The organism is uncultured Thiohalocapsa sp. (assembly GCF_913063425.1).
Taxonomy (GTDB): Bacteria; Pseudomonadota; Gammaproteobacteria; order Chromatiales; family Chromatiaceae; genus Thiohalocapsa.
The window spans coordinates 1-20,915 of the sequence record NZ_CAJXYK010000069.1; the positions used below are offsets into that span (position 1 = coordinate 1).

The 20,915-nt window shown below is 70.2% G+C and carries 11 protein-coding genes; 3 read left to right on the forward strand and 8 right to left on the reverse strand.

Features of this window, described 5'->3' with window-relative positions; all coding sequences use genetic code 11:
• Positions 1–977, forward strand: a 977-nt coding sequence (locus tag QZ607_RS23685) for an IS630 family transposase (RefSeq protein WP_295888136.1), incomplete at its 5' end; no start/stop codon positions are given.
• Here the strand turns inward: QZ607_RS23685 and QZ607_RS23690 are convergent.
• Positions 880–2,652 carry an iron ABC transporter permease gene (locus QZ607_RS23690; protein ID WP_295888138.1) on the reverse strand — a complete coding sequence of 591 codons (1,773 nt, stop codon included), beginning with the start codon at positions 2,650–2,652 and terminating at the stop codon, positions 880–882. The genes QZ607_RS23685 and QZ607_RS23690 overlap by 98 nt on opposite strands.
• 104 nt (positions 2,653–2,756) lie before the next feature.
• Positions 2,757–3,488: a hypothetical protein gene (locus QZ607_RS23695; protein WP_295888139.1), complete on the reverse strand. Its 732-nt coding sequence runs from the start codon at positions 3,486–3,488 to the stop codon at positions 2,757–2,759.
• Positions 3,489–3,983: 495 nt separating this feature from the next.
• On the opposite strand from QZ607_RS23695, the gene QZ607_RS23700 reads away from it, so the two are divergent.
• A complete protein-coding gene (locus QZ607_RS23700; protein WP_295888140.1) occupies positions 3,984–8,900 on the forward strand; it encodes a PKD domain-containing protein in 4,917 nt (1,638 codons plus the stop codon).
• A 1-nt stretch (position 8,901) separates the two neighbouring features.
• Here the strand turns inward: QZ607_RS23700 and QZ607_RS23705 are convergent, their stop codons facing one another.
• Positions 8,902–9,171: a hypothetical protein gene (locus QZ607_RS23705; protein ID WP_295888141.1), complete on the reverse strand. Its 270-nt coding sequence runs from the start codon at positions 9,169–9,171 to the stop codon at positions 8,902–8,904.
• A gap of 161 nt (positions 9,172–9,332) precedes the next feature.
• On the opposite strand from QZ607_RS23705, the gene QZ607_RS23710 reads away from it, so the two are divergent.
• Positions 9,333–9,665 (forward strand): hypothetical protein, encoded by a 333-nt coding sequence (locus QZ607_RS23710; protein ID WP_295888143.1) that lies wholly within the window; start codon positions 9,333–9,335, stop codon positions 9,663–9,665.
• Positions 9,666–9,801: 136 nt separating this feature from the next.
• Here the strand turns inward: QZ607_RS23710 and QZ607_RS23715 are convergent, their stop codons facing one another.
• From QZ607_RS23715 to QZ607_RS23735, 5 genes are all read right to left on the reverse strand, one after another.
• Positions 9,802–11,469, reverse strand: a complete 1,668-nt coding sequence (locus QZ607_RS23715) for a tetratricopeptide repeat protein (RefSeq protein WP_295888146.1) — start codon at positions 11,467–11,469, stop codon at positions 9,802–9,804.
• A 184-nt stretch (positions 11,470–11,653) separates the two neighbouring features.
• Positions 11,654–13,591 carry a CRTAC1 family protein gene (locus QZ607_RS23720; protein WP_295888148.1) on the reverse strand — a complete coding sequence of 646 codons (1,938 nt, stop codon included), beginning with the start codon at positions 13,589–13,591 and terminating at the stop codon, positions 11,654–11,656.
• Positions 13,592–13,883: 292 nt separating this feature from the next.
• The gene (locus QZ607_RS23725; protein ID WP_295888149.1) at positions 13,884–16,781 is read right to left on the reverse strand and encodes a multiheme c-type cytochrome; all 2,898 of its coding nucleotides are present in this window, start codon (positions 16,779–16,781) and stop codon (positions 13,884–13,886) included.
• A gap of 930 nt (positions 16,782–17,711) precedes the next feature.
• Entirely contained in the window at positions 17,712–18,179 is a 468-nt protein-coding gene (locus tag QZ607_RS23730) for a DUF29 domain-containing protein (protein ID WP_295888151.1), read from the reverse strand.
• Positions 18,180–18,427: 248 nt separating this feature from the next.
• Positions 18,428–20,915: hypothetical protein (locus tag QZ607_RS23735; RefSeq protein WP_295888154.1), on the reverse strand; the 2,488-nt coding region annotated here is incomplete at its 5' end.

Consider the following 20,915-nt stretch of genomic DNA (forward strand, 5'->3'; position numbering starts at 1 on the left):
CTCTCCCCGGCGAATTCGCCGGGGCCTCATTGAAGCAGCGCATGTGGACACTGGCCGAGTTGGCCGCGGAGACCGTCGCCCGCGGCATCGCCGAGAGCATTGCGGCGGGCTCCGTCGGGCGTTTCCTGCGCGAGGCCGATCTCAGGCCGCACCGCATCCGCGGTTGGCTCAACACGAAGCGCGATGAGCAGTTCGACGAGAAATGCCAAGGCGTCTGCGAAGCCTATCGGCGCGCGCCGGCACGCGCCGCTGCCGGCATCGAGACGCCCAGCATCGACGACATGACCGGCTTGCAGGCCCTGGAGCGTGCCGCGCCCACCTTACCGATGCGTCCCGGCCGGGCCGAGCTGCGCGAGGACGAGTACATCCGCCACGGTACCCTGACCCTGATCGCCGCGCTCGATGTCGTCACCGGCAAGGTCACCTACCGCATCGGCCCGAGCCGCACCGAGCAGAACTTCGCGCAGTACTTGGCCGAACTGCTCGCACAACGCAACGACGACTCACGGTGGCACCTGATCATGGACAATCTCAACATCCACTGCTCGGCAGCCGTCGTGCGCTTGATCTCCGCGGCCTGCGGCATCGACAGCGACCTCGGCGTCAAAGCCAAGCACGGCGTCCTCGAGTCAATGGCCGCGCGCACGCGCTGCATGTGCGACCGCGCCCTGCTTCTCCATCTGCTCGGTGACGCGCCCCATCGAGTCGATGGCCTCGCGCACGCGCTGCCTGTGCGACACCAGCCACCGCATCGTCTGCCACTTCACGCTCAAGCATGCCTCGTGGCTCAACCAGATCGGGATGTGGTCATCCATCCTCGCGCGCTGCAGCCTTTTTTCCTTTCCGCGGCTGTAAAGAATGCTGACAGCAGCGACCGCTTCAGCCCCCCGCCGGCAAGGGCGACGAGCCGGACTCGGGCGCTGCAAGCGCTGTGGTTCTCTTGTCCCGCGCACGGCCTCCGGGCCGCGACGCCATGATCTGCCGGCTCAGCAGAAACACCGGCAGCAGGCCGCAGGCGACGATGATCAGCGACGGCGTGGCGGCTTGGGTCAGGCGCTCGTCCTTGGCCAGGTTGTAGGCCTGCACCGCCAGGGTGTCGAAGTCGAAGGGGCGCATGATCAGCGTCGCCGGCAACTCCTTGAACACGTCCACGAAGACGATGAGCCCCGCCGTGAGCAGCCCGCCCGAGATCACCGGGATATGCACCTTGAGGGCGGTGCTGAGGGGTCCATGGCCCAGGGACCGGGCGACCTCGTCCATGTGCGTGGTGACCTTGCCCAGGCTCGCCTGCACGGTGTTGAAGGACACGGCGAGAAAGCGCACCAGGTAGGCGAACACCAGGGCCGCGATGCCGCCGGTGAAGATGAGCCCGACGCCGAAGCCGAAGGTGTTGCGGAAGAAGCTGTCGATGGCGTTGTCCAGCGCCGCAACCGGCAGCAGGATGCCCACGGCGATCACCGAACCGGGTATGGCGTAACCGAGGGACGCCACCCGGTTGGCACCCGCCGCCAGCGCCGAGCGCTCGATGCGCGTCACGTAGGCGAGGAACAGCGCCAGCACCACCGCCAGCACGGCGGTGATGCCGGCGAGCGTGGCGCTGTTGGCGGTGAGCTCCAGATAGCGCGCCGTGAGCGGATCATGGCCGCCGATGAACGCCATCCACAGCAGCATGGCCACCGGCGCGATGAAGCCGATCAGCAGCGGGCCGGCGCAGAAGGCGGCGGCCAGCCAGGCACGCCAGCCGTGCAGCTGGTAGGGCCGGATCTCCTGCCAGCGGCCGGAGGTCTCGTGGAAGCGCGCCCGCCAGCGGCTCCACTGCTCCAGCAGCAGCAGCGCGAAGACGAAGGCCAGCAGCACGCTCGCGAGCTGTGCAGCGGCGACCCGGTCCCCCATGGAATACCAGGTGCGGTAGATGCCGGTGGTGAAGGTGGGCACGCCGAAGTGGGCGACGGTGCCGAAGTCCGCCAGCGTCTCCATCAGCGCCAGCGCCATGCCCGTGACGATGGCCGGCCGCGCCAGCGGCAGCGCGATGCTCCGGAAGGCGCCCCAGGGGCTGTGGCCCAGGGTGCGGCCCACCTCCAGCGCACAGATGGACTGCTGCAGAAACGCGGTCCGCGCCAGGAGGTACACATAGGGGTAGAGCACGGCGCTGAAGACCAGGATGGCGCCGCCGGTGGAGCGGATGTTCGGGAACCAATAATCCCGCGGCCCGAGCCCGGTGAGGTCCCGCAGCAGGGTCTGCACCGGCCCCGAGTGCTGCAGCAGGTCCGTGTAGGCGTAGGCGACGACGTAGGCCGGAATGGCCAGCGGCAGCACCAGCATCCACTCGAACAGCCGCCGCCCGGGGAAGCGGCACATCACCACCAGCCAGGCGGTGCCGGTGCCGCCGATGACCACGCCGGCGCCGACGCCGAGCATCAGCGACAGGCTGTTCATCACATAGTCCGGCAGCACCGTGGACACCAGGTGGGGCCAGTTGCCCTGCCCCTCCCGGAAGATGTTCAGCACGACGCCGAGCAGGGGCACGGAGAAGAGCGCCGCGACGCCCGCGGAAACGTAGGCAAGCGGGATGCGGCGCCGGCGGCGGCGCGGGGGTTGGGGGCTGACCTGCGTCGGGGGCACGGCGGCGGCGATGGGGGTGTTGGTGCTCATGCCGGCATTTTGCCAGCTTCCGGGGCGCACCGGCCCCGCGGCGCGCACGGTCTTATGCCCGGTGCGGACACTGCCCCGGGTTCTGCACTGGAGCGGGCTGCGGCTCAGCGGAAGGGGATGAACTGGTCCATGGCGCGGAAGGGCACGCTCATGCTGCCGGTGTCGCTGGCCATGTTGCCGACGCCCTGGCGCATCAGCAGTACGTCGTACTGCATGCGGCCCATGCTCGCGTTCATGGTGGTCATGTCCGTGCTCATCTGCCCGATGTCGGTGCCCATGGCGCCCATGGTGGCGTCCATGTCGAGCATGGCGCCGCGCATCTGGCCCATGTCGCCGCTCATGGCGGTCATGTGGGTGTTCATGGAGCCCATGTCGGCGCGCATCCGGCGCATGTCCTCGGCCATGCTGAACATGTAGCTCGGGCCCTTGGCCTTGCGCTCGTCCTCCGCGGCGCGGGCGCCGTCGCGGTCCGAGTGGCCCATGTTGTACATGTAGGCCTCCATGTCATCCATGTCCAAGGCCATCATCACCACCAGCAGGAAGAGCACACCGCCCATGAGCACCGCGAACACACCGAGGATGCCCGTGTACCACTTGGCGCGCTTGTTGCGCTGACGCTCCACGTCCATCTGCTTTTCCAGGTCCGACCGGACCTTTTCCGCATGCGCCTCATTGGCCTGGGCGATGAGCTCGTTGCGGCGGTCGATGAGGTCATTCAGCTTCCCGAGCTGCTCCGAGCGCTGCGCCAAGTCCTGTTTGAGCGTCGCAACCAGCTCCTCGATGACCTTCATGGGGTCGGGGCCGGCGCCCGCGGTGGTATCTGTGGTGTCGGCCATGGGGCGCTCGCTGGGTTGATGATGGTTGGCTGCACATTATCGACGCCGCAGCCGAGCGGACCAATCACGCAGGTCAAGAAGCGGGCGGATTCCCCTGCACAGGCGCCGGCGGCGTCTGCGGACCCCGCGGCGTCAGCTCGGTGGCGGACACCGGCAGAGGCTGAAACAGCGCCGCCGGCGGCGACGACCTGCACGGCGCGGCAGGCGGCGCGGATCGTCCGTTGTCGTCTGCGCCGGCAACCGAGGTCCGACTGCGTCAAGGCGTGAAGACCATCACAGTCCCGGCAACCACAAATTGACCAAGGTTTTGTTCCAGGCCACCGTGAGAGCGGCGGCGTTCCGCTGGAACAACCGCCCGCGCCTTCCCGCCGGCGCGGCAGCACGCCCTAACACCAGCCATACCGCCGGAGCGCCCCGATGCCAGCCCGCACAGCATCCAACCCGAGTCTGCCCGAGCCAAGACCGCCACGCCCGACGCGCCGTCTGCCGTACCTTTTGGCGCCCCTGCTCCTGCTGCTCAGCCTGTGCGCCCAGGCCGCCACCTACCACGTGGTCCCCACCGGCGACGACGCCGACCCCGGCGATGCAGCCAGCCCCTGGGCCAGCATCGGGCATGCAGCGGACCAGGTGGCCCCCGGCGACACCGTGGTGGTCGCCGCCGGCACCTATCCGGAGCTGGTGACCGTGACGGCCTCCGGCACCGCTGCGGCGCCCATCCGCTTCGAGGCGGCAGGGGCGGTAACCGTGGAGGGCTTCCGCCTGCTCGGCGATGACGTCCAGGTGGCCGGCTTCAAGGTCCGCACCCTGGACTGCGGCGACGGCGACAGCTACGGCATCGAGTCCCGCGGCGCGGGCTTCGTCATCGAGGGCAATGACATTTACGAAATGCCGGACGGCGGCATCCACACCGCGGCGACGTCGAGCGGCGGCGTCATCCGCAACAACCGCCTGGCGCGCAACGTCCAGTCCGGTATCGAGCTGCACGGCGCGGGCCATCTGGTGGAGGGCAACGAGATCGTCCACCCGCTGGAGCGCCACCCGGAGGCCGCCTGCAACAACGGCGGTGACGACGCCAACGGCATCACCTTCTTCGGCACCGATCACGTGCTGCGCGGCAACCTGATCCACGACATCACCTACGCCGACCCGGACGTGCTGGACGCCCATGCCGACTGCTTCCAGACCTATGGCTCCTGGATCGGCGGCGAGGTGAACCGCGACATCCTCATCGAGGACAACGTCTGCGAGGCCCTCACTTACCAGAACGCCGACGAGAACGGCAACGGGCTCTACATCCAGGACGTCACGCGGCTCACCATCCGCAACAACGTCTTCCTGACCTACGGCGGGCTCGGCGCCAGCGAGGATGTCTACGACCTGATCATCGCCAACAATACCTTCGTCAGCGCCCTGGACCTGGGCGGCAGCGCCGAGCTGCACCGCGGCATCGACCTCTGGCACGAGACCGTCGTCGGCGGCGCCATCCGCAACAACATTTTCGTGAACTTCCGCGGTGGGCCGTACTACATCGGCTCCCGGGTCACCAGCACCGCACACGATCACAACCTCGCCTACTGGACCGACGGCTCCAACCCCGTGGAGTCCTGGTGGGCCTTCGGCTGCACCGAGAACGGCAACCTCTGCGCCGACCCGCAGCTCGCGGACCCGGCAGCGCTGGACTTCCGCATCGCCGCAGGCTCACCGGCCCTCGACGCCGGCAGCAGCGACGTGCCGGTCACCGACGACATCGACGGCCTGCCGCGCCCCCAGGGCGCCGCCTTCGACCTCGGTGCCCATGAGCTGGCCGCGGAGCCGGTGGCGCCCTGGGCCGTCATCGCCGCGGCCCCGACCACCGGCGAGGCGCCGCTGACGGTGCAGTTCGAGGACCGCTCCGGCGGCGGCCCCAGCGCCTGGCGCTGGGACTTCGGCGACGGCGCAGGCTCCACCGCGCAGAACCCGGCGCACACCTATGACCTGCCCGGCGGCTACACCGTAAGCCTCACCGTCGGCAACGCCGAGGGCAGCGACACCGGTACCTGGGAGCACCTCATCCAGGTGGCCGAGCCGAGCCTGGATGAAGCGCTGTTCAGCGACGGCTTCGAGGCGGGGTTGAGCCACTGGCAGACCAGCGACCTCGCCGAGCGGTACAACGGAACGCCCAAGGTCGGCGCCTACGCGGCGCAGCTGCGCCGCCGCGGCGCCGTCGCGGCGAGCATCCCCACCACCGGCTACACCGACATCCAGGTGGCCTTCCAGCTCGGCGCCAAGAGCCTGGACAAGGGCACCGAGTACGTAATTGCCGAGTGGTACGACGGCAGCGCCTGGCGGGAGCTCACCCGCATCACGGACGGCGAGGAAGACGGCCAGCTCCACGCCCACAGCTTCGCGCTGCCAACGGCGGCAGAGCACAGCGCCACCTTCTCGCTGCGCTTCGTGCTGCACGGCAGCGGCAGGCGGGATTACGCCTGGGTCGACGAGGTCGTGGTCACCGGCATCCCCGGTGCACCGCCCACCCTGCCGCCGGTGGCCGACTTCAGCACCGATGTCAGCGCCGGCAACGCCCCGCTGACGGTGCAGTTCACGGATGCATCCACGGACGCCACCGACTGGAGCTGGCGCTTCGGCGACGGCGCCACGTCCACCGTCCAGAGCCCAAGCCACACCTACACCGCGGCGGGCACCTACGACGTGACCCTGACCGCCAGCAACGCCCAGGGCAGCGACGGCGTCACACGAACGGGCCTGATCACGGTGACCGACCCCGTGGTCGCGCTGGACACCTACCACGTCGCCACCACCGGCGACGACGCCAACCCCGGCACCGAGGCCGCGCCGCTGCGCACCATCCAGGCGGCGCTGGACCTAGCCCAGCCGGGCGCCACGGTGATGGTCCAGTCCGGCACCTACAACGAGCTGGTGACCTTCCCCCGCTCCGGCACCGCCGACGCCTGGATCACGCTCCAGGCCCAGCCGGGCCACGCCGTCACCCTAGACGGCGCCGGCCTGACGATTGCGGACTACTGGGAGGGCGTGGTCACCATCGCCGATGTCAGCCACATCCGCGTCCAGGGGCTGCGGGTGGCGCACTCCGGCTACACCGGCATCATCGCCAACCGGGCGAGCTTCGTGGAGATCCGGGGCAACCAGACCTACGACACCTACCTCTCGGGCATCGGCGTCTGGCGCAGCGACAACGTCATCGTCGACGGCAACCAGGTGGCGCTGGCCGTCAACGGCGGCGAGCAGGAGTGCATCACCGTCTCCATCTCCAGCCAGGTCGAGGTTACCAACAACGAGGTCAGCAACGATGGCGCCGGCACCGCCGGCGGCGAGGGCATCGACATCAAGGACGGGTCGAGCAACGTGCTGGTGAAGGGGAACCACGTCCACGACCTGGACGAGCTCGGCATCTACGTGGACTCCTGGGACTCCGACACCGCCGACATCGTCATCGAGGACAACATCGTCCACCACTGCAACAACCACGGCATCGCGCTCGCCGCGGAGCGCGGCGGCCGGCTGGACCGCATCACCATCCGCAACAACCTCACCTACGCCAACGCCCGCATGGGCATCACCGTCGGCGACTGGGACGACGGCTGGCCGCACCCGATGCAGAACATCCTCATCGTCAACAACACCAGCGTCGGCAACGGCCCGCACGCCACCTGGGGCGCCGGCATCGCCGTGCTGAACGGCGAGGCGCAGGGGGTGGTCATCCGCAACAACGTCGTTGCGGACAATGTCTACGCGCAGATCCTGGACGAGTCCGCCTATTCGGGAACAGCCGCAGACATCACCGCAGACCACAACCTGGTCTGGGGGCCGACGGGCTCCGGCGATGAATTCGCCGGCACGGACCGTATCGCGGCCGACCCGCGCTTTGTCGACGCCGCGAGCGCCGACTACCGCCTCGCCTGGGACTCCCCGGCCGTCGATGCGGGCACGAGCCTTGACGCACCGGCGACGGACCTGGACGGCAACGCCCGACCAGCAGGCGCCGGCTTCGATCTGGGCGCCTACGAGTACCAGGCGGGGCCAGTGCCGCCGGCGGCCGGCTTCAGCGCGGACCCGCTCTCCGGTGCGGCCCCGCTGAGCGCGCAATTCACCGACACCTCGGCCCATGATCCAGCCACCTGGCTCTGGTCCTTCGGCGACGGCACCACGTCCACCGAGCAGCATCCGCTGGTCACCTACACCGAGCCCGGCCTGTACGATGTGACACTGACGGTCACCAACGACCAGGGCAGCGACAGCCTGACCCGCAGCGGCCTCGTCAGCGTCCAGGCGCCGGACACCTCGGTGCAGCTCTTCGCCGACGACTTCGAGGCCGACCTCACCTGGCTCACCAGCGGCGACGCGGCGCTCCACACCGGCACGCCGAACAACGACGGCACGGCATTGCAGGTGCTCAAACACGGCAGCGCCGAGGCCGCCGTCTCCACCCAAGGCTTCGGTACGCTCGGCCTCAGCTTCGCCATGGGCGCCAAGAGCCTGGACAACAGCGGCGAGGCCGTCCTGCTGGAGTGGTGGGACGGCGCCCAGTGGCAGGTGGCCGCGCGCATCGCCGACGGCACGACCCACGAGAACGGCCGGCTGAATCCCTACGAGATCGCCCTGCCCGCCGCCGCGGAAGACAACGCCGACTTTGCGCTGCGCATGCGCATCGCCGGCAGTGGTCGCAGAGACTTCGGCTGGCTCGACGACGTGGAGCTGCGCGGCGAGCCCTTAGGCCCGCCCACGGCACCCATCGCAGGCTTCGATGCCGCGCCGCTCACCGGCCCGGCGCCGACCCAGGTGGCCTTCGCCGACACCTCCGCCAACCGCCCCACCGGCTGGCTCTGGTCCTTCGGCGACGGCACCACGTCCACCGAGCGCAACCCGGTGCACGACTACACCACGCCCGGCAGCTACGGAGTGGCGCTGACAGTCACCAACGCCGCCGGCAGCGACACCCTGGCCCTGCCCGGCCTGGTGACCATCACCGAGCCCCCTGCGGACGTGACCATTTTCATGGACGACTTCAGCGGCGGCCTCGGTGGCTGGTACACCGAGCGGGACATCGCCGTGGTCGACGGCGTCGCCACCCTCACCGGCAACAACGTCTGGATGAGTCGCGGCATCTCCACCGCCGGCTACGACAGCATCCGGGTCAGTGTGCGCATGGGTGCGGAATCCTTCGAGGCCTGGGAGAGCCTCATCCTGTACTGGCAGAGCGGCGGCTCCACCCGGCTTGTCAGCATCAACGACGGCGACCCGGAAGAAGACGGCCTGCTGCACAGCCTGAGCTTCGACCTGCCGCCGGAGGCCGCGGACAACCCGGACTTCGGCCTCGCCGTCGGCCAGTGGGATGCCGACAGCGGCGACTTCGGCTACATCGACGACATCCGGGTGTCCGGCAAGCCGCGCTGAGTCACGACGGGTCAGTCGCGCCCTTGGAGCGGCGCGGCGCCCGCCCCCGGCGCTGGAGCGCCGCGGCGATCAATCCGTGGCAGTCGAGCGCCCTGCGCTGAACGCGCTCGGCGAGCACGCAGCGGTGCGAGCGCGGGAAACCGGTGGCGGTGAGGATGCGCCGGCGCAGCTCGCGGCAGCTCCGGCTGCCGATGGACAGGCGCTTGCGCGTCATGGGCGCGTCGGCGTGCGGCGGCGCCGGGTGGGGGAAGATGAAAACCATCTCCAGCACGCTGGGCCCGGCACCGCTGCCCACCGCCGGGCCGACCGTCGGCCACGTGGACAGTACGGGTAGTTACCCTTATCGCCGCTAATGTTTCTGCCGCTATACTTCCCTGCCGGGACCGCAGATCCCATAACGACTTGCAACGAGCACAACGAGGAGGCAAAGCCATGAAGACCTTGATGCTGAGCGCTGCCGGTGGTGCCCTGCTTGCGGCCCTGGCCGCCACGCCCGCGCAGGCGTTCTGGGGCTCCTGGGGTGACGGCCCCTGGTACGGCGGCCCCTGGCGGGGTGGCCCCTGGTACGGCGGTTATCCCTACTACGGTGGCTATGGCTATCCGTACCACGGCGGCTGGGGCGGCTATCCGGGCTACGGCTGGGGCGGCTACCCGGGCTATGGCTACGGCGGCTGGCCGGGCTACGGCTGGGGCGGCTATCCCTACAGCGGCTATCAGCAGCCGGCCGCGCCAGCCGCGCCGCAAGACACCAGCACGCAGCGCTGACACCGCTTGGCTGCCCGAGGCGGGACCAGACCCGCCTGGGCAGCCCCACCGACACACCCGCCGGAAGCCGGCGGGTGGGCAAGGGCCGGGCAACCGGCCCTTTTTCGTGTCTGCCGTTGTGCTGCTCCGCGGGCCGTCAGTAGGGCTTGGTGGCCGGGTAGTCCCGCATGATCCGGGTCGCGTCGAAGGGCGGCGGCGCCAGCAGCGGGTCGCTCTTTGGCCACGCGCGCGGCAGGCGGCCTTCGGCATAGGCGGCGAGCTCGGTCGCGAGCAGCTGAGCTTCCGCCGGCGGCAGCATCCAGGCCGCCTCTTCGAGCGGGCGCAGCGCCTCGCGGGCGCCATCGACGTCACCGCCTGCTGCACGCGCCAGCGCCAGCGCCCGCTGGTGCGGCGGGATGGGGCCGCCCGCCGCCGGGTCGGCAATCAGCCCCGCCGCTAGAGCACGGGCTGCGTCGGGCTGCCGCAGCGCGGGATCATCCGCTGCCGCCAGCAGGCGCGCCAGTGCATACTTGAGCTGGGGGTCGTCCGCATGAGCGACGGCGAGGGCGCGCAGGCGCTCCAGGATCTCCACCTCCGCGGTGCCCGCCCGGCGCGCCGCCACCAACGACAGCACCCGCGCCGGTGCCACGCCGGCGTCTGCCGACAGCACGCTCCGGTAGCCGGCGGCGGCGGCCGCGTAACGGCCGGCGCGAAAGTCCAGATTCGCGAGCTGAAAGGCGGCGCCGGCATGCGCCGGGGCCAGTGCCAGCGTCTGCCGGTAGCGCTCCGCCGCCGCGGCGCTTTCACCCTGCGCCTGGGCGGCGACGCCTGCCAGAAAGTGCGGCAACGGCGCGCCCGGCGCCTGTGCGAGGGCCTGGTCGAGCTCCGCCTGGGCCTGCTCGTGCTGTCCCGTGAGCCAGAGCACCCGTGCGTAGCTCACGCGCGCGGCGGCGTTGTCCGGCGACACGGCAAGACCATCGGCGAAGCGCTGCGCCGCAGTGGCATAGTCGCCGCCGCGCACCGCGTGCAGGGCCTCCCTGAAGGCCGGCAGGGCGCGGTCGGTGGCGGCCTCGAGCTCCGCAATGAGCGGGTCCGCAATGACCGGTGCCCGCAGCTCGAAGCGCGCCAGGTGGCGGCGGGCCTGCGCGGTGTTGCCCAGGGCGCGGTGGGCCTGGGCCAGCGGGTAATGGACCTCGGTGGCCTCCGGGTTGGCGGCGAGTGCGGCGTCGAGCAGCGCGATGGCGTCCTCGAAGCGGCGCTCCAGCACTGCGATCTGGCCGAGATAATAGTTGGCCGGCGACGCAAGCTCGGGCGCGGCGGCCGCGCGCTCCAGCGCCGCCCGCGCCTGCGCCAGCGCGCTGCGCTCCAGCTGGACCTTGCCGAGGCGGATATCGAGCGGCGCATAGTCCGGGTCGATGGCCCGCGCCCGCTCCAGGTCGCGCACGGCCTGGTCCAGGTTGCCGGCGAGCATGGCCAGATAACCGGCATAGTAAGGCCAGCGGAAGGCGTCCGGCTGCAGTGCCATGGCGTTGCGCAGGGCGGCATCGGCCTGGGCCTCCACCTCCACCAGGATCAGGAGCGCGCCCAGGCGGCCATAAGCCTCCGCCAGCGCATCGCGGTCCGGTGCCGGCGCCGCCAGCAGCCCGTTCAGCTCGGCGCGGGCAGTGGCCAGGGCCTCCTGCATCACGGGCTCGGCACCGCTGGTGTCGGCGTCGAGCACCGGCGCCAGCGCGGTACCGAAGGCGGCGGGCGGGTCGGCGACGGGGTCGGCCTGGGGGTGGACGGCGGCGAGGAGCAGCGTGAGTGCGGCGACGGCGAGGCGCATGTGCATGCTGCGCAGCGCGGACCCGAAGGAGTCCGCAAAGCCTGGCTTCCACGCTCCCGAGACTGGGCGCGAATCCGATCCGGGTCGGGTTACGCTGGCGCTGACCCGACCTAAACCAGCCCGCGGTTCGGGGCGGGATGCGTTGCGAAGCGCGCTGCGGCGCGGCGGAAGATGGCCTGCGCGCTCAAGCATCATCCCGGCCCTGACGCAGGATCATGGTGCTGTCCAGCGCCTGCGGCGTCAGGGTCTCCTCGCTGCCGTCCGGCCACACGACCCGCAGCCGCACCGCCGCCGGGTCGTCCAGCGTGCCCAGGCCGAAGGTCACCGCCCGCTCCACCTGCGACAGATAGCCGCGGGTGGGACGCACCTCGCGGTGGCGGGTGACGCCGGCGGCCGTCAGCTCCAGGCGCGCGCCGATGGCGCCGGTGTTGGGCGGCCGGTCCTCCAGCTGCACCCGCAGCCAGTGGTGGCCCAGGCCCTGGTCGTTGCGCAGCAGGGCCGGGCGGCGGCCATTCTGGGTGATGAGCACGTCGAGGTCGCCGTCGGCGTCGATGTCCGCATAGGCGATGCCGCGGCCCACCAGATCCTGCGCCAGATCGCCGACCAGGGCCGGGTCCGGCGGCACGTGCACGAAGCGCGGGCCGCAGGCCTGTCCGCAGTTCCAGAACAGCGAGGCCGGCTGGGCATAGCGCTGGCTCTGCTGGACGGTGTGGATCTCGTGCTCCAGGTGGCCGTTGGCGAGCAGCAGGTCCTCCCGGCCGTCCAGGTCGTAGTCGAAGAACATGAGCCCGAAGGTGAGCGGGATACGCGAGGCGGGCCCCAGGCCCTCCAGCACCGCCTCGTCCACGAAGGGCGGGCGACCGTCGGTGGTCACGAAGAGCGAGGCCATCTCGTTGGCGAAGTTGCCGACGGCGATACCCAGGTCGGCATCATCCCGGAAGTGGGCCACGTCCACGCCCATGGCAGAGGTGCCCTTGCCGTTGCGGTCGTAGGCGACGCCCTCGAAGATGGCCGTCTCCTCAAAGCGCCCGTCGCCCCGGTTGCGAAAGAGAAAATTCCGCACCGTGTCGTTGACCACGATGAGGTCCGGCCAGCCGTCGCCGTCGTAGTCCAAGGGCACGACACCGAGCCCCTTGCCCACGGGATTACCGGTGACGGGGTCCGGCACCCGGATGCCCGCGGCGGCGGAGACATCGGTGAAGCGGACCCGGCCGTCGGCGTCGAGGCCGTCGTTGCGGTAGAGCACATTGTCGGTGCCGACGAAGTTGAGGGGGGCGCCATAGGCGCGGCCGAGCCCGGTGAGCCGGAAGTCGATCTCAAGGTCAATGTCCCGCGACCATTTCACGTAGTTGACCACGAAGAGGTCCAGATCGCCGTCCCTGTCGTAGTCCAGGAAGGCGGCGCTGCTGGACCAGGCGTCGTCCCGACCGGCGGCCCCGGCGCTTTCGGTGATGTCCTGGAAGCGCCGGCCCGCGGCGCCCGGTTCACCCGTGGCCGGCACGTTGCGGAACAGGTGGTTGGCGTTGAGCGTGGTCAGGTACAGATCCTCCCAGCCGTCGCCGTCCACATCGCCCACGGCGACGCCCATGCCGTAGGTGGTGAGCGCGAGCCCGCTGCCGGCGGTGACGTCCTCGAAGCGGCCGGTGCCGTCGTTGCGGTAGAGCCGCTGGGTGGGCGGCTCGGCCAGGGTTTCGTGCCCGGCCCATTCGCGGGAGTTGACCAGGAACAGGTCCTGGTCGCCGTCGCGGTCGTAGTCGAAGAAGGCGGCGCCACTGCCGATGGTCTCCGGCATCAGTCGCTCGCCATAGGCGCCGTTGACGTGCACGAAGTCGATGCCGGCCTGCTCGGTGATGTCGGTGAAGCGCACCGGCGGCGGCGTGGTCGGGGCCGCCGCAGCCTCGATGGTCGGGGTCGCCGCCTCCTCCGCCGCTTGCGGCAGCCGGATGTCCGCTTCCTCCACCGGCGCCGGCGCCGGCGGCAGCAACAGCAGGTACAGGATGCCCGCGAACACCAGGCCGCCGCCGAGCCCGGCGAGCGAGTACAGGAAGGCGCGGCGGATGCGGGCCTCGCCGCGGCTCGGCGCCGGTTTGGCATCGGAGGGGGGTCGCTGCTCGATGTTCATGCTGCTGATCCTCTTGTGAAACTACGAAATACACGAAACCTGCGAAAACGGGCTGCCTTGAGGCCCGCTCGGGCGTTTTCGCGCTTTTTGCGTGTTTCGCAGTTCCTCCTCAGGGGCTCTGCGGCCGTGCGCGGCTGACACAACCTGCGCCCCGCTCCGTCGGGTCACAGCGGCGTGCGGCATAGGTCGGGTTTGGCGCCCGCACAGCCCGACATCATCCGCCGCGCTCCGTTCGCTGTGCCCGCTGCGTCGTCGCGTGCGCCATTGGCCGCGAGCCTGTCCCGCGGCCCGCTCAATCGTCCGCATCGGCCAACCGCGCCTGCTCAGCCGTCGGCCGCAGCGCGTAGATGGCCACCGGCTCCGCCGCATGGTCCGCGGCCGGATTGCGGCTGCGATGGATGCTGACCGCGCGCTCGATGGCGTTGTCGTCGGTGCGGTAGTGCTCGTGGCGCTCGCGGTGGTGGGCGGCGCGGTTGGTGTCGCCGAGCTCCGCGAGCACCAGGCTGAGATTATGGTGCGCCGCCGCGTTCTCCGGGTCGATGGCAAGCGCCTGCGTGAGCCGCTCGCGGGCGCGGGTCAGCAGCGCCTGCCGCGCCGCACGGCGGGCGGCGCCGCGCTCGCGCCGGGCGCGCTCGTACAGGGTGCGGCCCAGCTCCGTCAGCATGCGGTAATCCCGGCCGAAGTCGAAGCCGCGCGCGCGGGCGTCTTTGAAGCGCGTCTCGGCAAGGGCCTCCAGCGCGTCGATGGCGCGGTCCAGGTCGCCCTGGTCGCGGGCGATGAGCCCCGTGTACCAGGCCAGCGTCCAGAGCGGTGCGCCCTGCTCCGCGGCCCGGGCGAGGGCCTGGGCCGCCGCATCCAGCCGGCCCTCGCGATACAGCACCCGAGCCAGGTTCAGGGCACCATCGCCACCCTGGCCCTGGGCGAGCTGCAAACGCTCCACCATGCGGAAGGCGTCGGCCGCCTGCCGCGACTCGCCACGGGGCCCCTCGCGGAACAGGCCGATGCCGTAGTCGTTCCAGCGCTCCCATGCAGGCCTAGCCGGTGCCCGCATCTGCCCGACCTGTAGGGCGGATAAGCGAAGCGCATCCGCCGGCTGTAGGGCGGATAAGCGAAGTGCATCCGCCGACTGCGGGGCGGATAAGCGAGGCGCACCCGCCGGCCGCGAGCCGGACGTGCTCGCAGGCCCCGCCGCCACCGGCAACAGCACACGATCATCCGCCAGCGTCGTCATGGGCAGGTCATTACCGGCAAAGGCATCGCCCTGCATGAAGCGCACGAACCGGGTGTCGAACTTCCGGTAGCGCAGCGCCGCGTCGATCTGGATGGGACCCGTCGTGTCCAACGGCACGTCGAAGGCGTAGTGCACCACCGCGGCGGCGCCCGGCGGTATCTGATGGTCGTAGAGGGCGACGAAGATGTCCTGCGCGTTGCGACGGGTGATGCGGTTGCCCGCGCGGTCCAGCAGGTAGGCATTGCCGAACCAGGCCCAGTCGTCCACCGCGCCGTCGGCGTCGAGCGCACCGGAGCGGGCGATCACCTCGTCGCCCGCGCTGACGGCCAGATCCAGCCAGACCTCGTTGGAATCCGCGGTGCCCTGCGTCAGCGCATGGCCGATGCCGGTGGTGCGCACGACCACCTCCAGCAGGTAGCGCTCACCCGGCGTGAGCACCGGCAGCTCGGGCCGCAGCGGTGCCGTCAGCGCGCCCTCGATACGGCCACCCTGCTTGAGGCCGAAGATGTCCACCCGCGCCGCCTGCTGCATGGCCGCGACGCGGGCGGCGTTCTCCTGCGCCGGGCGCTTCAGCAGCTCGGCAACCGCGGTGTTGGCGGCGGCGAACAGGTGGTCGTGCACGGCGAGGGCTTCGTCGCCGGACGCGCCCGGGAGCCGGCGGGCGGCCGGGTCAGCGGATGCCACCGCCGGCATGTGGCAGTCGTTGCAGCCGGTCTTCGCCCGGTCGGGATAGTAGAAGCTGTCCACCCGGTGCCCGGAGACGCCGCTCATGAGGAAGCTGTCGTAATGATTCTGCCCGCGCAGCCAGCGGTAGTGGTTCAGCGCCTGCGGCAGGTGCACCTTGTGGCAGGCGGCGCAGAATTCCGGCGTCCGGTGCACCGGGCGCAGCAATGTGCGCTTGTGGAAGGCGGGCTTGGCGCGGATCAGCTGGCGGTGCAGGAAGCGGCCGACGGCCGACTCGCTCTCGGCAAAGGGGTAGCGCGGCGGCGGCGTCAGGCTGTAGTCGCCGTTGCCCATGGGGCTGTTGACCGCGGTGATGGCATGGCAGCCCAGGCAGCCGATGCCGGCGGCAGCGCCCGGGTCCGTGTCCGGGTCATAGTCGGGATCATCGAAGCGCCCGGCGAACAGCGGCACCTGGTCATGGCAGACGGCACAGAGCCGGGCGGCCTGCACATCGCCGTCGCGCGCCAGCAGCACCGCACGCGTCTCGTCCACCGCGGCGCGATAGGCCGGGTTGTTGAAGGAGCTTGCACGATGCATGGAGCCCACGTGCTGCGCCGCGATGTCTGTGTGGCATTCAGCACAGGTTTCGTCCTGCATCAGCCGCGCCGCCGGGATGGGACCACCGGCGGGCACCATGGCCAGCGCCGGCTCGTAGGCGCGCACCAGGTCCGGCGCATGCAGCAGCTTGAGCCCGTGCAGCCCGAGCGCCAGCGCGGCAAAGCCCAGCGCGGCGCCGGCCCAAGCCAGGCCCGCCCGCCAGCGCAGCGCCGGCCCCGCCAGCCGGTGCAGCACGAAAAGCCACAGCGCCAGCAGCGGTGAGAGCACATGCACCCAGTAGGCCGCCCCGCGCACGGCGGGGTCGTTCACCTCGAGCACCCCGAACCGCGTCAGCAGGATGCCCGACAGGAACAGCGCCACCAGCACGGCGTACAGCGAGAGCCCGGCCCGAATCGCATAGCGGTTCGGCCGCCAGCGCGCCCGCCGCAAGTGCAGCGCCCCGAACGCCAGCACCGGCACCATCAGCACCAGGCCCAGGAGCAGGTGCCCGAGAAACAGCACCAGATACGCCTGGTTCTGCAGCACCACGCCGGACAGCCGCTCCGCCAGCGTTACCGCCAGCAGATACAGCGAGTTGACCGCCATCAGCCCGGCGCCCACCAGCACCACCGCCAGCAGGCGGCGCAGGGCCGGGGTCAGGACGGGGATTGTGGAGCGCGGGGGGTTTGCTTCGGCCATCAGGGTCCGCCGGAACAGCACTGCAAGCCATCCGTAAGCGCGTCTTCCTCAGCCTGCGAACTATAGCGCCCCGCGCGGCGCATAGGGGGTAACAACTTGATGAGAGGTGTGGTTTTACGGAACATCCTGGCCTTGAAGACCGCGCTCGCCGCAACCCGGACCACATGATCGCCGTATCGATCCCGAACCGCGCCAGCAGCAGATCCGAGACACCGGCCTCCGTCGCCGCGATGCCCGGGTGACCGAGCTCCCGCCGCGGCATCGGCTCCACGTGGCCTGGCAGCAAGCGGATGCGTTCCGGCAATCGCAGCCCGGCGTCGCCGACCGGCGCCCGAAAGCACGCCCGGCAGCACATTTCCAGCGAAGGCTCCCGACGGCCTGCCGGCGGGCCGACGCCCTGACGCCGAGGACGACGCCATGCGCCATGCGGGAGCCTCTCGTCACACCGCTCTGCGGTGTGACGCATCCCCGACCGCTGCGCGGCGTGCAGCGCCGGCAGCCGCCCGGCCCCGGCGCTCTGCCCCGAGGGCTGGTGGACACCCGTCCGGCGGCGGCATCGCCGTGATCCGGGCTTCGAGTGTCTTCACGATGCTCCAGCCGCTGGGTTCAGCACGGCACACCGGGGTGACGCCCATAGCGGCCTCCCACTCGTCCCACTCGTCCCACTCGTCCCACTCGTCCCACTCGTCCCACTCGTCCCACTCGTCCCACTCGTCCCACTCGTTCCCAAGCTCTGCTTGGGAACGCGACCGCGAAGCTCTGCTTCGCGTGTTCCGGAAGCAGAGCTTCCGGCCCCGGTTCCCAAGCGGAGCTTGGGAACCAGTGCAACCAGTGCAACCAGTGCAACCCGGCGATTATCCGGCGTGGGTCGAGCGCCTTCGTGCTCTTCGTGGTTCTCGTGGCTCAAATGCCGGAATTCAGCTTGAAACCTCAGCGTCGGGAGCCGGGGCCATCGGGGAAGAAGGTCTCATCCAGCGCCTGCTCCAGGCTGTAGGGGCAGTCCTCCGGCAACGGGACCTGTTCGCCGAAGGCGCTCAAGGCATCGAGCGCTTGACGCCGAGCCCTGGGCCAGACCTCGGCCATGATCCCTTCCGCCAGCGGCGCCAGGCTCGGGCTGTCCGCCAGGCGGTCGGCGATCTCGGCGCGTGCATTCTGCACCTCTTCGAACCAGCCCCGACGGGGATCACGGGCCGGCGAGTAGTCAAGCTTCAGCAGATACACGAGCAGCTGGCGCAGCTGCGAGCGCAGGGCGTGGCGCTCGGCTTTCCCCATGTCCTCGATCTCTTCGGCCAAGTGCTCCAGGTCGGCCTCGGCGACACGCCCGGCGCGCAGCAGTGCCGCGTTGTGTTGCGCCCAGGCGAAAAAGTCCTGCTCGTACAGGTCTTGCTGGTGGCTCATGCTGCCGGCTCCCGAGCATCTGCGAAGATCCTCAAGGGTACTGCAATCCTGCACCAACCTCTTGCGCCCGATTCGCGGCGCGCCGGGGACGCTGCCCGCCCGTTCGGCCATTCGCCGGCGCTTCGCGTTGCCCGAGGTCAGGACGCGTCGACTCAACAGCACCACACCGTTGCGGCCTGCCGCCAGCAGAAACTCCACTTGCGGCAGGCCGCAAAGGACTTGGAACCAGACACCGCCACCCGCTCGGCTCAGCACCCCGGCGGCTCCGCCAGCAGCGACACGCGGGTTGGCGCCTGCAACCCCTCACCGTAGTACATGGCCTTGTACTTCGGCATCTGCTTGATCCGGTCCGCGACCAGCTTGACCCGGTCGGTGGCCGCAAAGGATTTCGCCAGCAGCTTGGCGTCGGCTTCGTTCAGGCGAAGCGCCAGATAATTGGCGATGGCGGTGAACAGCGACGGGTCGAAGTCCTTCGCCTCCTGGGACGCGACCACGAAGGCGAGGCCGTACTTGCGGCACTCCTTGACCATGCTCGCGAGCAGCTTCAGGCGCGCGGCCTTGTGCGCCTCGTCGAAAATGACGGCGTGGGTGATGCGCTGCTGCGGACCGCGGCGAAACATGCTCTGGTAGAGGTTGTAGAGCACGAAGGTCGCAAAGGCCCGTTGCAGGTGGTCGTTCTGCGTGCCGTGGATCTCGATCAGCGCCGGCTGCGCCCGGTCCAGCAGCGTGGGTGCGCCGGTGCCGGCGCCGAACAGCCCATAGTCGTCCAGCTCGTCCAGCCGCGTCAGCAGGCCCTTGTCCGGCTTGGCATCGTTGCGCAGCAGGTCCAGAAAGGCCCGGAACTCGGGCAGCTCGCCGCGCTGTCCCGGCGCCCAGCCGAGGTCCAGGTAGCTGCGCTTCAGGGCTTCGCGCAAGCGGCCTAGCTGCACATCGCCGAGATCCGGAAAGATCGCCGCGAAGATGTCGCGGATCATGCCGGCGTTATCCAGGTAACCGACGGCGCCGTCGCCGACGACCTGCATCGGATTGAAGCCGAGCCCGGCGTACCTGACCGTCAGCGGCGGCTCGGCAAGGCATTCGGCCAGCTTCTCGTCGATGTCCTGGTGGTAGGAGAAGACGATGGGCGTGATGCCCCGGCAGACGAGCTGGACGCAGATGTTGATCAGGCTCGTGGTCTTGCCCATGCCGGGCAGCCCCAGGATCATCAGGTGCGGGTTGGCGCGGATGTCGGCGTGCCAGAGGAGCGGCGTCTCGCCGGACTCGCGGTGCCCGAGCAGCACGCCCGAGGCGGCCTCCGGATTGTCGGCGGCGGACGGCGGATCGGCCGGTTCGGCCGTTGCCACGTCACGGGGCTCCTCGGCATCGGTCCGCACCCGCGCCTCCGAGCCGGAGTCGGACGCCGCCGCATCTAACGTTGCCGGAGGCACCGGGCCATCGTCGCCACCCGGAGACGCTTCGACGTCAGGCTCGGCGGCAAATCGTTCCGCTGCACCGACGTTGCCGCCAAGGCTCGGCTCAGCCGCCGGCGGCCCCTGAGGCGACACCCCGCCGCCCGGCTCCGGCAGAATCCCGGCACCGAACAGCCACAGGTCGGCATGACCAATCTGGTCGATGCGGTCCGGCTTGGCGGCGGCGTATTCCGGGCAGAACACGAAGCCGACTCGGGCGATATCTGCCCGGTCCGGCAGATCGGTGTCCCGGCGGACCATGGCATCGATGGCATGCATCAGCCGGGAGAACACATCGTCGTCGAGGCCATGCCGCCTCGCCTTGCGGGCATAGAACCGCAGCACCCGGGCCAGCCAGGCGCGGTTCACCGTCTGCTCCAGCGACGAGACGCCGGCGCCGAAGAGCTGCTGCCAGTGCTTGCAGGAGGCCTCCAACTGGCGGTCCATGGCGTCCGCCAGGTCCGGCGCGCGGGCGGTCTTGAGATAACGGCGGAACTTGACCTCGATGAACGCCAGGCTGAGCCCGTTCCTGCCGCTGGGGGCCACGTACAGCAGGTCCGCCCGCTCCGAGCCGGTGGCTTTGCCGTTCTCCGGCGGGCGGAACAGCTCCGGCACGTCGTCCACGGGCACCAGGAAACCGCTCGCCAGCGACGGCCAGACCGGATCAGCGGGCGGCGCGATGCGGCAATGGTGCTGCACCAGGGCGATGGCGATCATCTGCTGGGTCGTGGTGCCCTCGCCGGCCAGACGCAGTGCGAGCCGGCCGCTCACCGCCTTGAGCGCATCCAGCAGAAAGGCGCAGTTCCCCGGGCTCGCGGAGAGGCCCATCTCCGCCAAGGCGCCATCCAGCAGACCCCGCACCTCCTCGAAGCTGCTGGTGGAGGTGATCAGCTGCATGAAGCCGAGATCGTCCCGCTCCGGCACGCAGTCGATGATGTAGGCGTCGTAGACGGCGGGCAGCGCCCGCGGCGAGTCGAAATACTCGATGCCGGCGTTGCGGTCCGCCGTCATGACCCAGTCGCAGAGCCCGTGCAGGTCTTCGAGCAGATGCGCCTGGTCTGGGCTGACCTCGGTCACCAGCACCGGCCAGGCATCCTCGCGACCGCCCAGGTGCCGGGCCGTCGCGCGCAGGATCAGCGCGTGCAGGCCCACCTGGCGCCTGGTGAGCTTGGACGTGAAGGGGTGCTGGTCGCCCTTGGGATTCACTGGGACGAACGAGAGCCAATGCGGGGTACCCCCGGCGTGGAAGTCCCGCGACGGCACCAGCATCAGCCCGTGCGCCTCCAGG

Bases quoted from the DNA above. Each gene is read 5' to 3' on its own strand.
- QZ607_RS23715 (WP_295888146.1), bottom strand. From the start codon at position 11,469: ATGCGCCTCGCCGTCGCCGCACTCACGCTGCTCCTCGCCGCCGTCCAC.
- QZ607_RS23720 (WP_295888148.1), bottom strand. From the start codon at position 13,591: ATGAACATCGAGCAGCGACCCCCCTCCGATGCCAAACCGGCGCCGAGC.
- QZ607_RS23710 (WP_295888143.1), top strand. From the start codon at position 9,333: ATGAAGACCTTGATGCTGAGCGCTGCCGGTGGTGCCCTGCTTGCGGCC.
- QZ607_RS23690 (WP_295888138.1), bottom strand. From the start codon at position 2,652: ATGAGCACCAACACCCCCATCGCCGCCGCCGTGCCCCCGACGCAGGTC.
- QZ607_RS23730 (WP_295888151.1), bottom strand. From the start codon at position 18,179: ATGAGCCACCAGCAAGACCTGTACGAGCAGGACTTTTTCGCCTGGGCG.
- QZ607_RS23695 (WP_295888139.1), bottom strand. From the start codon at position 3,488: ATGGCCGACACCACAGATACCACCGCGGGCGCCGGCCCCGACCCCATG.
- QZ607_RS23725 (WP_295888149.1), bottom strand. From the start codon at position 16,781: ATGGCCGAAGCAAACCCCCCGCGCTCCACAATCCCCGTCCTGACCCCG.